This window comes from Chitinophaga qingshengii (assembly GCF_014529935.1).
Lineage (GTDB): Bacteria > Bacteroidota > Bacteroidia > Chitinophagales > Chitinophagaceae > Chitinophaga > Chitinophaga qingshengii.
In genome coordinates this window covers 2,106,599-2,121,424 of record NZ_JACVFC010000001.1, presented here as the reverse complement: position 1 = coordinate 2,121,424, position 14,826 = coordinate 2,106,599, and the positions used below count along the sequence as shown (strand labels likewise).

Below are 14,826 nucleotides of genomic sequence, written 5' to 3'. Positions count from 1 at the left end.
GGGTAGAAAAATGATTCACCGCTCTAAAAGCCGGACTCACCGAATATCAAAATAACCGATCCCAAAATACGCTATATTGCGGCTGTAGTACCTTTTCAATGCGCATATTCCTGACATGTCTGTTACTGTTTTGCAGTTTTTTCGCTAACGGCCAGTCTTTAGCAGAGCTGGAAAAGCAGCTGGACTCACTGTTGAACAAACAACAGAAGAGTGAAGTAGTGGCAGCGCTCAGCTATGGCAACAATCCCGCTTACGGCAGTAAAACCGTCAACCTGGATGCGCCGATCATCATGAAGGCGTATCTATCCCCTTCTCTTACCTGGTATCACAAAAGTGGCTTTTTCGCCGGCGCCGGCGGGTATTGTCTCCTTAATACCGATCAGAATCACTGGTTTGAGTGGGATTTTACCGGCGGTTACGACTATACGAAAAACAGGAACTTTGTGACCGGTATTTCTTATACCCGTTACCTTTTCGCTGATTCTACCGATGTTCCGGCGACGCCCATCAAAAATGAAATATTTTCGTACTTCTATTACCGTAAGTGGTGGCTGCAACCGGGTGTGGGCCTGGATTATGGTTGGGGAGCCTATAGCAGCAACACGCCGCGTTTAAAGGAACATGTGAGTGGCAGCGACTTTAACGTGATCGCCACGGTGCGGCATCCGTTTGTTTTTGATGGTGTATTGTGTTCCCGCGATGCCTTATTACTGCAACCTTCTTTGTCGCTGACACTGGGCACGGCCAATTATTACAGCCAGCTGGCCGCTTTCCGTTATGTGACCCGTTCTCCCAAAATGAAACTGGATAAAATGAGGCCGGGTAAAATCCTGAATTTTGAAGACCACACTGATTTTGAGGCCCGCGCGGTGGATTGCACCGTCAATGTTTCTTACCTTTTTAATCAATTTACGTTCTCTCCTGCGTTGACCGTATTTAAGCCGTTAACCGGTACAGACCTGCATTTGATGGGATACTTCACCGCCCGTCTGGCGTACAGTTTCTGATTTCTTTAACAAATAGCACGGAATTTGTATTCAGGGAATCTCCCGCGATAGCGTAGGGGTATTTTACTGTTCGGGCGTCTATAATTTTAACCATTATTAACAACAATACAATTATGAAAAAACTGTTTCTCGCCGTTGCAATGCTTGCAATGACTGCCGTGACCACAACTGTTAGCGCGCAAAAATTACTGCGCTTTGGTTTTAAAGGAGGTGCTAACCTTGGAAAACTGGATGGTACAGGATTTCAGGACGGATTTAAATTAGGCTACCACCTGGGTGGTTTCGCACAGTTAAACCTGGTAAAAGGTTTTGGTGTGCAGGGTGAAGTGATCTTTTCTTCCACTAAAACAAAAACCACTGATAACTTCAGCGATATCTATAAAGATGTAAGCACCAGCGATGACCGTAAAGAAGTAAAGCTGAACTATCTCAGCATTCCGTTACTGGCTAACATCGACCTGGGAACGCCCCGCCTGAAACTGCAGGTAGGTCCTCAGTTCGGCGCTATGGTGAGCGACAGAAAAGTATTTGGTGCTGCCAATACCGCCTTTAAAGGTGGTGAAATTTCCGGTGTGGCCGGTCTGTGGCTGCAGCTGCCTATCATCAATGTCAGCGCCCGTTATATCATTGGCTTCAATGACGTAAAAGGTGTTGAAAGCGTTACCAGCACCAGCAACTGGAAAAACCAGAGCATTCAGCTGGGTGTGGGTGTGACGCTGTAATCACGCAAAGGCGCAAAGCAGCCAAGCAGCAAAGAAGCCCGTATCTTATAAGAGAAGCGAAGATTATATTTGAGAATAAGTTATCAGCAATACAACTTATTCTCAAATATAATCTTCGCTTCTTTGCTTCTTGGCTGCTTTGCGCCTTTGCGTGATGACAACTCGTCACTTGGCACTAAACTTGACAATATAGGGATGCATAAAAAAACGGAGGTTTTCGCAGTATTTTCTGCCAGAATGTCCTCCGGGCATTAAATATCTCAGATGAACAGATTTTATTTAGGAAATTCAGAAGATGAAATGGAGTTTATGCCTATTATCCCTTTGAATGAAGACGGGGAAGGTCAGGAGGATGAAACGATTCCCGACGAACTGGCATTATTACCATTACGCAATACAGTTCTGTTCCCTGGTGTGGTTTTACCGATCACGGTGGGAAGGGACAAATCCATAAAGGCAGTTAACGACGCATACAAAGCTGACAAATTGATCGGTGTTGTGGCACAAAAGGACAGTACCATTGAAGATCCCAGTGTAACGGATTTGAGTGATGTAGGTACGGTAGCCCGCATTGTGAAACTGATCAAGATGCCGGATGGTGGTACTACCATTATCATCCAGGGCCGTAAACGTTTCAAAATAGAGGAAATTGTAACGGAAGATCCGTATTTCAAAGCCAAAGTGACGTTGTTGCATGATGAAGCGGCGGAAGACGATTCTGAGTTTGAAGCCTATATCTCCTCTATTAAGGACCTGGCAGCACAGATTATTCAGTTGTCCCCTAATCTGCCTTCCGAAGCGAGCATTATCCTCAAAAACATAGAGAACGCTTCTTTCCTGGTGCATTTTGTGTCTTCCAATCTCAATTCAGATCTGAAAGACAAACAACAGCTGCTGGAAATCAACAACCTGCGTACCCGTGCAGAACTGCTGATGAAATTGCTGCAAACAGAACTGCAACTGGCAGAGCTGAAAAATAAAATTACCAACAAAACCAAGGCGGACCTTGACAAACAACAGCGCGATTACTTTCTGCAACAGCAGATGAAATCCATCAAGGAAGAACTGGGTGGCGATAGCAACGACCGTGAGCTGAAAGAAATGAAGCGCAAGGCGGAAGAAAAGAAATGGTCGCCCGCTGCTGCCGAAGCTTTTGCCAAAGGGATTGAGAAATTGGAGCGTATGCATCCTACCACACCGGATTACAGTGTGGTATACAATCACCTGGACCTGTTGCTGGACCTGCCCTGGGGCGAATTTACCACCGACAGCTACGACCTCAAAAAGGCGAAAAAAATACTGGACCATGACCACTATGGCATGGAAAAAATCAAGGAGCGCATCCTGGAATACCTGGCTGTACTGAAACTGAAAGGGGACATGAAATCACCTATCCTGTGTTTCGTAGGTCCTCCGGGTATCGGTAAAACATCATTGGGCCGCTCTATTGCCAATGCGGTTGGCCGTAAGTATGTGCGGTTGAGCCTTGGCGGATTGCACGACGAAAGCGAGATCAGAGGTCACCGGAAAACTTATATCGGCGCTATGCCGGGCCGTGTGATACAGTCTATCCGTAAAATCAAATCCGCCAATCCTGTCATGATCCTCGATGAAATCGATAAGATCGGCAACGACCTGCGCGGAGATCCGAGTTCAGCGCTGCTGGAAGTACTGGACCCTGAGCAGAACAGCACTTTCTACGATAATTACCTGGAGCTGGAATTTGACCTGAGTAAGGTGTTATTCATTGCTACCGCTAATAACATCAACGCTATCCATCCGGCATTGCGCGACAGGCTGGAGATCATCGACCTGAGTGGTTATTCCATTGAGGAAAAAACAGAGATAGCCAAACGGCACCTGTTGCCCAAACAAAAGGAAGCGCACGGCTTGCAGGACCAGAAGTTCAAAATGAGCAACGCCGTGATAGAACATGTGATTGCTGATTATACCCGTGAAAGTGGTGTACGTGAGCTGGACAGGCACTTTGCCGCGATTATGCGTAACCTGGCCAAAGAAGTGGCGATGGAGCATAAATTGCCCGAAAATATCACGGATGCGGATGTAGAGAGGATACTGGGTAAACCCCGCTATTCCAACGAAATCTATAAGGTGGGTAATCCTCCGGGTGTGGCTGTAGGACTTGCCTGGACTTATGTAGGCGGAGAGATCCTGTTTATTGAAAGCAGTTTGAGTGAAGGGAAAGGGGAGCTGAAGCTGACCGGTAACCTGGGTAATGTGATGAAGGAATCGGCCCTGACGGCGCTGACCTATCTGCAGGCCAATGCTGAAACGCTGAAGTTGAATCCGAAGATCTTCAATACCAAGAGTATACATGTGCATATACCGGAAGGCGCCGTGCCGAAAGATGGTCCCAGTGCCGGTATTACCATGCTCACAGCGCTGGCGTCCTTATTTACCGGTCGCAAGGTAAAATCGTACCTGGCTATGAGTGGAGAGATTACCCTGAGAGGGCAGGTGTTGCCGGTAGGTGGCTTGAAAGAAAAAATTCTGGCCGCCAAAAGGGCAGGTATCCGGGAAATTATCTTATGTTGGCAGAATGAGAAAGATATAAAGGAAATTAATCCTTCATATATCAAAGGCATGAAGTTTCATTATGTAAAACAAATGAACCAAGTGCTGGAAATAGCGTTATTAAAGAAGTAACTGTGATGGACATGATTTTGGCTGATTTCGCTGATTAGCGAAGATGGAAGCGGAGATTGTGGAATGGACAGAGAAAGGCTGACGATAGTTATTGACTTGTAGCGATAAATGCCAGTTATATAAAAATTAGTTTTAGTTTTAATATAAACGAATTTTGTTGCCAGTCCTGGTAGCAATTTTTTAAAAGTTCATATCGGTTTTGTTGTGACCCCGGTATGAGCATCATGTTGATTGTTTTAAGGGTTCTTAAAGCCATTCCTCTCAGCGGAATGGCTTTAATTTTTACGGGAACCCAGGTAACCCCTCCGTCCACGTGGCGGAGATATTATCCGTTTTTCTACCAAACCAGTGTACTCGCAAACGTAAAAAGGGCCAACCTATTGGCCAGCCCTTTGAATAGTTTATGGAAGTATGAATCAGAGATCTGCCAGTTGTCTTTTATATAGCTGGATGGTGTTTTCCAGGCCATAATACAGGGCATCCGCTACCAGGGCATGACCGATGGATACTTCTTTCAGTTGCGGGATATGCAGTTTAAAGAAGCGGAGGTTATCCAGGTTCAGATCGTGACCGGCGTTGAGTTCGAGGCCGATATCAGTAGCTTCGCGGGCGGTGTTTTTATAGTCGTTGAACAGCTGCAGGTTTTGCGGCTGGGTACGTGCTTTCGTATATTCTTCCGCGTAGGGACCGGTATACAGTTCGATACGGTCTGCTCCGGCGGTTTTGGCGCCTTCCACCTTATCTGGTTCAGCATTGAGGAAGATGGAAACGCGGATACCGGCTGTTTTGAGTTCGCTGATCACTTCTTTCAGTTGGGACTGGTGTTGGATGGTATCCCAGCCGGTATTGGAGGTGATGGCGTCCGGAGGGTCTGGTACCAGGGTGCACTGGTGTGGTTTTACGGCCAGTACCAGGTCCATAAATTCTTTGGAGGGGTATCCTTCGATATTGAATTCGGTGGTGACAATGGGTTTAAGGTCTATTACGTCCTGGTAACGGATATGACGTTCATCGGGGCGGGGGTGGACGGTAATACCGTCGGCGCCGAACCTTTCGCAATCCTGTGCCACTTTGAGTATGTCCGGGAGGTTGCCGCCCCGTGCGTTGCGCAGGGTAGCAAACTTATTGATGTTTACGCTCAGCTTTGTCATGTTGCAAAAGTACTAAATCAATTACGAATTACGGATTACGAATTACGAATGGTGGGCTGTTTTCGGGCTTGGAATTTAAAAACAAAAGACCTGAGCAAATATGATTCGCTCAGGTCTTTTGCTTTTAAATTCGTAATTGACTAGTATCTGTAGTAGTCAGGTTTGAATGGACCTTCCACCGGAATACCGAGGTATTCGGATTGGGTAGAAGTGAGTACGTCCAGTTCCACGCCGATTTTTTTCAGGTGTAAGCGGGCAACTTTTTCATCCAGGTGTTTAGGCAGTACGTATACTTTGTTTTCGTACTGGTCTGAATTCAGCCACAGTTCCAGTTGGGCCAGTGTCTGGTTGGTGAAGGAGTTACTCATGACGAAGGAAGGGTGACCGGTAGCGCAACCCAGGTTTACCAGGCGGCCTTCTGCCAGCAGGATGATGTCCTTACCGTCGATTGTATATTTATCTACCTGTGGTTTGATTTCCACTTTGGTATTGCCATAGTTTTTGTTCAGCCAGGCGACATCGATTTCGATATCGAAGTGACCGATATTGGAAACGATGCATTTGTCTTTCATCAGTTTGAAGTGTTCGCCGGTAATGATATCGCGGCAACCGGTAGTGGTAACGATGATATCCGCTTCTTTCACGGCGTCGTTCATTTTTTTCACTTCATAACCTTCCATGGCAGCCTGTAAAGCACAGATCGGATCGATTTCGGTAACGATTACACGGGCGCCGGCACCTCTCAGGGATTCAGCAGAACCTTTACCTACGTCGCCAAAGCCGGCAACAACAGCCACTTTACCAGCGATCATCACGTCTGTAGCGCGACGGATAGCGTCTACGCAGGACTCGCGGCAACCATATTTGTTGTCAAATTTGGATTTGGTCACAGAGTCGTTGATATTGATAGCAGGCATTGGCAAAGTGCCGTTTTTCATGCGCTCGTAGAGGCGGTGAACACCGGTAGTTGTTTCTTCGCTCAGGCCTTTGATATGCTGGATCAGCTCAGGGTATCTGTCCAGTACCATGTTGGTCAGGTCACCACCATCGTCCAGGATCATGTTCAGCGGACGGTCAGCACCACCGAAGAACAGGGTTTGTTCAATACACCAGTCGAAGTCCTGTTCGTTGAGGCCTTTCCAGGCAAATACAGGAACACCGGCAGCAGCTACAGCAGCGGCGGCATGATCTTGTGTAGAGAAGATGTTGCAGGAGCTCCAGCGTACTTCCGCACCCAGGTGTACCAGGGTTTCGATCAGTACAGCAGTCTGGATAGTCATATGCAGACAGCCGGCAATACGGGCACCTTTCAGCGGCTTGCTATTGCCATATTCTTCTCTCAATGACATCAAACCGGGCATTTCGGCTTCTGCCAGCTCTATCTCTTTACGACCCCAGGCCGCAAGCGACATATCTTTTACCTTATACGGAAGGCTAAAGTCGATGTTGGATTTCGCAATTGTAGACATTAAATAAAGTTTTGTGCAAATCTAGGGTTATTTATACTTTTTACATAATGACATACCCGTCTATACCGCAGTATCCCCCTAAAATTTTGTTAATCATCGGCTTATAACGTACCCAACCCTATTGGATCAAATTAAATTTGATTTAATATAAATTATGTTATAAGTTTGTAAATTAAAATATATGATTTTATATTTAATTGTTTTGTGGTAAAGAACAGTAAGTAGGGTATGAGCAATTATTAAACATCATAGTAAGCGCAATCAGTGTGTCTTATTCTTTCCCGGTCCCATGGGAGTTGATATCAAATAATTGCCGGCAACGCAAAAGGTTTTTCAGCTTCAGCCTATGAAGTATTCAGGTTAAAAGTTTGCCGGGGAGAGCCAATTAACAGGCATATAGGGTTTTACAAAGGACTGTTTTTTACATTTTTTGACTAAAAACTATATGTATAAATAGAAATTTACACACGCTTATGTTAGTCCTGTCCCATCCTATGAAATCGAAGCAGCATTCATTGCCGGAAGGCAAATCCATGCTAGGACGTTGCGTATCTCTGTTAATCCTGTTGTTGCTGGCGGCAGCCGGCTTGCAGGCACAAACTAAACCGGCTATCCGTGTGATCAATAGCGGAGGAGGCAACGGCCCCAGCAATGGCCTCCGGCTGGAAATGGATGATGAAGGCAAGATACAGGTGTTCCGCAACGGGAAAACCGAATCTTATGTAGCCAATCAGCGGAAAGGACCCAGTGAATACGTAAGATTTAAACATAGTACTTACGATGCAACAGCTCCGCAGGACCTCAAACAAAGCGTTCGTTACATTTCTCCTGTTTTGGGAGACGGGTCTCCAGCTTCTCCCTACAGGATCTTTGTGTTCAATGAAATCACAGATATGAAACCGGTGCAGGCACCCGGTGATGCAGTTGCTCCTGTTTATATAACCCGTACCTACACCTATATAGCGCCTAATAATTATTATACGATCGATTACTCTTTTAATGGTACCAACATTGGATATAATGTACTGTTGTACAACGAGGAACGCCTGGCTATGCAACAAGCTACTAATTACGTCTATAATCCTTCTCAATATTTAGCTGGCCCGGCTGGTGCTTGTAACGAAGGTTTCCGGCCTACTGATCACCTTGTGAAGTATGTTGGCGTTTGGCATGAAGCCCGTATGTGTACCCCGGCTATTAACGCTATATATTCACATGCCTTTGTTTCAGCTAAGCAATTCAATAGTCATGCTACTGCGCCTTATCTGGGTCTTGGTGCTGCAATAGATGGTTCTAATCCTGTTACGGTTCCCTATATAGACAATTTAACAACTCTTACCGTAGACAAATATCTATGTGTGCAAACTATGATGGATGACAAAGTCAGAAATCAAACAGCGGGAGCCCGCCTGGCATTGGCTTACAGTGATGCAGTGGGTAAGAACAGTGTACCGACACCAGAATACGAAGCCATTTATAACGACATTGCGGAAACAACATCTAATCCCACATCAACAGGCAGTACCGCCGTTAACGTAGAATTTGCCGGCGACGCCAGCGACAACGAAGGCAATACCGGCGACAACCACGCGCCACAAAGCCTCAAACTGAAAGTAACCGGGGGCGTGCTCACCACGCCTGTTTACGCTGAAATGAAGGTGGTGGCCGTTCCCGGTGAACAACATCCGGCCGTAGAAGGACAAGACTTCACCTTTACTGCCGGCTTCATCATCCCGGCCGGCGATTATAACAATCCGGCCAACCAACTGGTATCCGTTACCAATGTAACCATCAAAGGCAACGATAAACTGGAATACAACCGTAAACTCACCCTCGAACTGCAGGATATCGCAGCCAACGTACTGGTACAGCTGGGCGCGAAAAAACAAGCTACCTATACCATCGTGGATGACGAAGATCGTACCCTGACCATCAACTTCCCGCAAACAACGGTCAATGAAAACTCGGAGATTACCGGTACCATCTCTCTGCCTGGTACTACTACCGTAACCGAAAATGTGGATATTGACCTGTCTATCGTAACTGGTAATACTGCTTTGCTGAACACGGATTTTACCATGCCTGCCAAGGTGACGATCCTCAACGGCGCTGGCAGTGCAGATATCAAGATCACAGCAAAACCAGACCTGGTGCTGGAAGGCAACGAAGTTTTCAAAATACAGGCAGATGCTAATGTGCTGGGACAAGCTAAAACAGCTACCAGTCCCCAGATTACCATTACAGACGATACCCGCAACCACGAGGAAAATATTACTTTAGGCGTTACCGTTACTCCGGCAGATCCGGACGCCACCCTGCCTGCGATGTCCTTTAAAGAAAGCTACAATGGCACGGTCAATATCAGTCTGCCTCCAGGTGTATCTACTGATATACCCATTACCGTTACCCTGGCTAAAGGTGGTACCGCTACAGACAATACAGACTATACGCTTACCATCCCTACTGATAAGCTCAACGGTAATACGCCGCTCAGCGGAGCCATTCACCTGATAGATGATGCCAGAATAGAAGGCGATGAAACCATTGCGCTGACCGCTACCGTTTCCGATGGCAGCGCTACGCCATTTAAAATGACGCCGGCTACCATCACCATCAAAGATGCGCAGCTGCCACTTACGGCGCCGGCTACACTGCATCTTTCTGCCAATGATATTAATGAGGGTGGTCCCGGCGCTGATTGCTGGATAGAACTTCCCGCCGGCATTGTGGCTACCGATGTGAAACTGGACTTTGACATCAGCACGGTTACGGGTACTACCGCACCTTCCGGTTCTTACAAAGGACTGCCAACGGCTATCAGTATCCAGCCGGGCGCCAAGGCTTCCGTACCACAAACCATTTCAGCGGACCCCAACTTTGTTTTGGAAGATGACCGCGTACTGGTGATCCATGCAGCCACCGCTACCACCACATCCGTGTCTGGTATCAGCACCGGTGCAGATGTGACGCTTAATATTCACGATAAAACAGATGCTTCTGCTGTTACCGTTACAATAGCGCCTGTCACCAATCCGCTGCCGGAAGGAGGTGCCACACCGTTTACCATTAAACTGACAGACGGTTACAGTTCTGCCAAAAAAATCAAAATAGCCTTATCGCCTGAGCCTACGGGTACAGATGCGGCTGCTGCTGACTATGGACTGGTCGGCGAAATAGAGTTGCCTGCCAATACCCTCGGCGCCTATACTACGCCCGCTAACGTAGTGACCACCGGTACAGATATGGTGATTGAGAAAGACAAGGCATTGGTCGTTAAAGGTAACGCTACCGGATATACGGTGAATAATACCACTGTCACCCTGCTGGATGCTACCCGGAGAAATACCAACAACACTAAAATTACCTTCACCGTGCCGCAAACCACCCTCACGGAAAATAATAATACTACCATCACTGCCAGCCTTCCGGCTGGTGTTACCACGGAGATACCTATTAATATAGACCTGGGCGCCATTACCGGCACGGCTACCACCGACGACTATACGTTGGACAACCCGTTACAGATCACCACTGCCAACCCTACGCCGGTAGCTACCCTTAAAATATTACAGGACGACCTGGTGGAAAACCAGGAAAACCTGACCATTACACCGGCCATCAGTGATGCTTACAGCACCAGCTATAGCAGTAATCCAGCTACGCTGGCCTTTACCATCAACGACCGGGAATACCCGCTGCTGGCTACCAACCCTATTGCGCTGAGCTGTACACCGGCTACCATTACTGAAAATGACCCGGCCGGGGGCACGCTGACGGCTACACTGCCCAACAGCTGGAAAACAGCCATACCGCTGACAGTACAACTGGTGAAAAACAGCAGCTCTACGGCCACTGATGACCGCCATACAGCTATCTTAAATCAACAGCTGATCATCCAGCCGACCAAAGGAACCGCCAGCATGCAGATACTGGCTACAGACAATGATGTACTGGATGATGATGCCGACCTGATAGTAGACGGTAACCCCGGTAATGCAGTGTTACCGGTAACCAGTACCACTATCCACATCGCGGATAACACCATCAATAAACCAGATGCGAGGAAAATCACGCTCACAGCCAATAAGACACTGATACCGGAAGGAGAAAAGCTGACCGTGACAGTGTCCCGCCTCTATACCTCTGCCAAAAAAGTAGGCGTACAACTGACCGTAGATCCTGCTTCAGAAGCGAATGATCCCAAAGATTATACACTCATCAGTTCTCTGCTGGAACTGGAGACCTCCGATAAAACACGCACCTTTGATGTGGTACAAACCAACACCGACCAGGTGTTGGAAAAAGATGAAACCTTGTTGATCAACGCCGCACTGGCTGGTTATACCGTCAACAACCTGGCCCTGAAAATTCAGGACCTGACCCGGTTGGTGCCCGGTAACCTGAAACTGTCGCTGACTCCCTATAAAACAACCAACGCGAAAGAAGGAGAAAATGGATCGGTACATATCAGTCTCCCCTCCGGCATTACCACAGAGGTACCCATTAGCCTCGCGCTCACACAAACCGCCGGTGAAGCCGAAGCGAACCTCGATTATACCATGGCCAACGCCTTCAGCTTTAATAACGCCAACGATACTACGATTGAACTGAAGATACTGCCGGATGACCTGGTAGAAGGTCCCGAAAAATTTGTGATCGCTGCCACCGCTACCGATGGTATCAGCAACTATGCCACCAATGGATTTGAAGTGAATATTGACGATGCGCAGTATCCGCTCACTTCACCGATCAAGGTGACCCTTTCCCTGAAAAACATCGATGAAGGCGGCGACGGAACCGTGATTGGTGTGAACCTGCCTGATGGATTACGCGCTGGTAAAGATATTACTGTGACGATCGACAAAGACGCGGCTTCCACTGCCGACATCAATGATTATAAACCGTTCCCTTTCCCATTCACGATCACCATCCCGAAACTGGGTGGCGGCAAAACTCACCCTGTACTGCTCGAAGCCCAAAAAGACCTGGTGCTTGAAGACGATGAAACGGTGATCCTGAATGGTACTACCGGCGACGTGAACATGCCGGTGACTGGTGAAACCATCACCATCATGGACAGAACCCATGATGACCCTGCTACCGGTTATATCCACATTATCCCGGTAACGCCTGGTACTACCATTAAAGAAGGAGACTCCTACACCGCCAAAGTATCGCTGGCGCCTGGCGTAACCTCCAGTAAAGCCATTAACGTATCGCTGTATGCAGGTGCTGCCACACAAGCCAGGACAACCGACTATACCGGATTGCCGCAAACAGTCACCATCCAGGCCCTGCAACCGGACGTTACTTTCAGCATACATGCAGAGACTGATTTTATCATCGAAAAAGACCAGCTGTTACAAACGGTAGCAACACCTCAAAATATAGCAGGTATGAAGGGTGATACCCTCAAACTGACTATCCAGGACGTTACCCGGCTGGACCCTAATAACCTGAAGTTGCAGGTGAAGATAGATTCAACCATCCTGCATGAAAACAGCTCTTCAGCAGTACATGTGGGATTTGTCAACGACAAGATTACTTCAGAAGAAGCTATCCAGATTAATATCAACAGGGACGCAGCTTCTACGGCAGATGCCGCTGATTATGCCGGTATACCAGCTACGGTAACATTACCGGCGTATACCAACAACAAAGACTATACGCTGCAGATGATTGACGACAACATGCTGGAAGGGGACGAGACACTGCAACTGACGGCCCAGCTGGTAACAGCAGGATATACCCTGATTCAACCATCACCGGTACTGATACCGGAAGTGGGCGATATGAGCGTGCACCTGACCAAAGGCAACGACGCTGCCGAACCCGCTACCAACGGTAATTATGTAGTGAAACTGCCGGGGAACAATACCGCTGCTGCCGATGTGAAAGTAGTATTCTATGTCAGCAGCATCGCCGGCACCACCAATATCAGTCCCATACAAACCTCTGCTACCATCACACAGGGACAGAATAGTGTGTCCGTTCCCGTGAGTGTGATCGATAACCTCGTGATAGAAGGAGATGAAGAAGTGAAAATGTCGTTGATGCTGGCCCAGATGAAGCGGTTTAACAAAAATATCGCTTTTGATGTGGATGATCGTGATACCGTGCGGATGACCGTATTCGACGACGAAAGTTACGCTACCGGTCCGAAAGCCACTGCCCGTGAAATGATGGTGGAAAAAACAGCCGATGCGGCTGAGCCATCCACCCCGGGCTATTTCAGAGTGCACTTTACCGATACCAACCTGTCGGCCGTGAAAGATGTTACCGTGACTTACGACGTAAGCGGTAATGCCGTACCGGATACCCGTTACCGTAAGCTGAGCGGTACCACTGTGATACCGGCGGGTAAAAATTATGCCGATATCAAGGTAGACCCTATAGACAATACTATTGTAGAGGGAGATGAAAATGTACAGGTGCAGCTGAAAACGGTAACCGGTAATATTCCGGGTGTTACCTGGCCTTTATCATCCAAATACCAGGCGGATGTACTCATTCACGATAACGATACCCTGGTGGTGGATATTATCAACGATGGACTGCCGGTAGACGAAGGCAAACCGGTAACCTTCAGCATCCGTTCTGCCAATACCGCCGCGCGTGATCTGCCTATCCGCCTGCAGGTAGAGCAGGACGTGGCCCGCAGCTTTACCGCAGCCGGCGCCAACGTGAACGGCAACACGATCACCGTGGTATTACCGGCCCACACTACAGCGAAGGACTTTACCCTGACGGCGGTTGATAACGACACCAATGACGATGACGGTTTCCTGAAAACGAGCATTCTGCCATACGTAGCAGGCAGCGGTACGCCGATTTACAAAGCAGGTACCAGCATTTCCGCACAGGTAACGGTACATGATAACGATCCGCTGACACTGGCTTTCGCTGCGGAAAAATTCAGCGTGAAAGAAGGTAATAAAGGAGAAAATACACCGCTCCGCTTCGTGGTGAAAATGAGCCGCAAAAGCTCCAGGGACATCACCATTAACTACGCTTTTGAAGAATCTACAGAAGGGGTAAGTTATCCGTTCCTCGACTTCAAAGCCACGCCAGGTGTAGATTTCGATAATACCATCACACAGGCGAAGATACCAGCGTTCCAGGGTGAAGGAGAAGTAGTGGTGAATATCATCGGCGATGACGCCTTTGAGCAGAATGAAACCTTTATCGTGAAGATGCAGAACGTAACCGTGCCTTCCGGCCAGAATACACCGGCATTCGGTGATCCGGTCAAAGCTACCGGTGTTATCCTCAACGATGATGCGATGTGCAAAACCTGTGATACAGACGGTGATGGTCTGACAGACGAGCAGGAGGATATTAACGGCAACGGTGATCCGTTTGACGATGATACCGATGGCGACGGTATCCCCAACTTCCTGGACCTGGATTCTGATGGTGATGGTATACCGGATTCCGTGAGCCGCTTCCACCTGGATAATAACCGGAAGATCGACTACATCGACGGAAAAGATGGTAAGATCAAGGTACATCCGGCTATTTCGCCTAACAACGACGGCCAGGGCAATGACCTGATGTTTATCTCCAACATTGAGAAATTCCCGAAAAATGAGGTGGTGATCTTTAACCGTTGGGGTGGTACCGTATTCAAAACAAGTAATTACGATAATAAATCCAACAATTTCAAAGGCAAGTCTAATACCGGTGGCCAGTCAGGTGCTGATGTGCCCGATGGGTCCTACTTCTACCAGATACAGATTTGGGTAGATGGCAAAGTAGAGCGGTATACAGGATTTATTGTCATCAAACGTTGAGATCATTATTGGTAAAA

At 47.8% G+C, this 14,826-nt stretch carries 6 protein-coding genes; 4 read left to right on the top strand and 2 right to left on the bottom strand.

What is annotated here, in order from left to right:
• The first annotated feature begins 98 nt into the window (after positions 1-98).
• The 3 genes from ICL07_RS08020 (at position 99) to lon (ending at position 4,396) form a co-directional block, all read left to right on the top strand.
• On the top strand, positions 99-1,007 hold the full coding sequence (locus ICL07_RS08020; RefSeq protein ID WP_188087399.1) for a hypothetical protein: 909 nt from the start codon (positions 99-101) through the stop codon (positions 1,005-1,007).
• A 113-nt stretch (positions 1,008-1,120) separates the two neighbouring features.
• Positions 1,121-1,729 (top strand): porin family protein, encoded by a 609-nt coding sequence (locus ICL07_RS08015; protein WP_188087398.1) that lies wholly within the window; start codon positions 1,121-1,123, stop codon positions 1,727-1,729.
• 264 nt (positions 1,730-1,993) lie between these two features.
• On the top strand, positions 1,994-4,396 hold the full coding sequence (lon, locus tag ICL07_RS08010) for an endopeptidase La (protein ID WP_188087397.1): 2,403 nt from the start codon (positions 1,994-1,996) through the stop codon (positions 4,394-4,396).
• 416 nt (positions 4,397-4,812) lie between these two features.
• Here lon and ICL07_RS08005 read toward each other — a convergent pair whose 3' ends face one another.
• Together ICL07_RS08005 and ahcY are read right to left on the bottom strand one after the other, a co-directional pair.
• Positions 4,813-5,547 (bottom strand): pyridoxine 5'-phosphate synthase, encoded by a 735-nt coding sequence (locus ICL07_RS08005; RefSeq protein ID WP_188087396.1) that lies wholly within the window; start codon positions 5,545-5,547, stop codon positions 4,813-4,815.
• A 140-nt stretch (positions 5,548-5,687) separates the two neighbouring features.
• Positions 5,688-7,016: an adenosylhomocysteinase gene (gene ahcY, locus ICL07_RS08000; protein WP_188087395.1), complete on the bottom strand. Its 1,329-nt coding sequence runs from the start codon at positions 7,014-7,016 to the stop codon at positions 5,688-5,690.
• A gap of 473 nt (positions 7,017-7,489) precedes the next feature.
• On the opposite strand from ahcY, the gene ICL07_RS07995 reads away from it, so the two are divergent.
• Positions 7,490-14,809 carry a Calx-beta domain-containing protein gene (locus ICL07_RS07995; protein WP_223151775.1) on the top strand — a complete coding sequence of 2,440 codons (7,320 nt, stop codon included), beginning with the start codon at positions 7,490-7,492 and terminating at the stop codon, positions 14,807-14,809.
• The last annotated feature ends 17 nt before the right edge of the window (positions 14,810-14,826 follow it).

Coding starts and splice junctions, on each gene's coding strand:
- ICL07_RS08020 (WP_188087399.1), top strand. CDS start 99: ATGCGCATATTCCTGACATGTCTGTTACTGTTTTGCAGTTTTTTCGCT.
- ICL07_RS08015 (WP_188087398.1), top strand. CDS start 1,121: ATGAAAAAACTGTTTCTCGCCGTTGCAATGCTTGCAATGACTGCCGTG.
- lon (WP_188087397.1), top strand. CDS start 1,994: ATGAACAGATTTTATTTAGGAAATTCAGAAGATGAAATGGAGTTTATG.
- ICL07_RS08005 (WP_188087396.1), bottom strand. CDS start 5,547: ATGACAAAGCTGAGCGTAAACATCAATAAGTTTGCTACCCTGCGCAAC.
- ahcY (WP_188087395.1), bottom strand. CDS start 7,016: ATGTCTACAATTGCGAAATCCAACATCGACTTTAGCCTTCCGTATAAG.
- ICL07_RS07995 (WP_223151775.1), top strand. CDS start 7,490: ATGTTAGTCCTGTCCCATCCTATGAAATCGAAGCAGCATTCATTGCCG.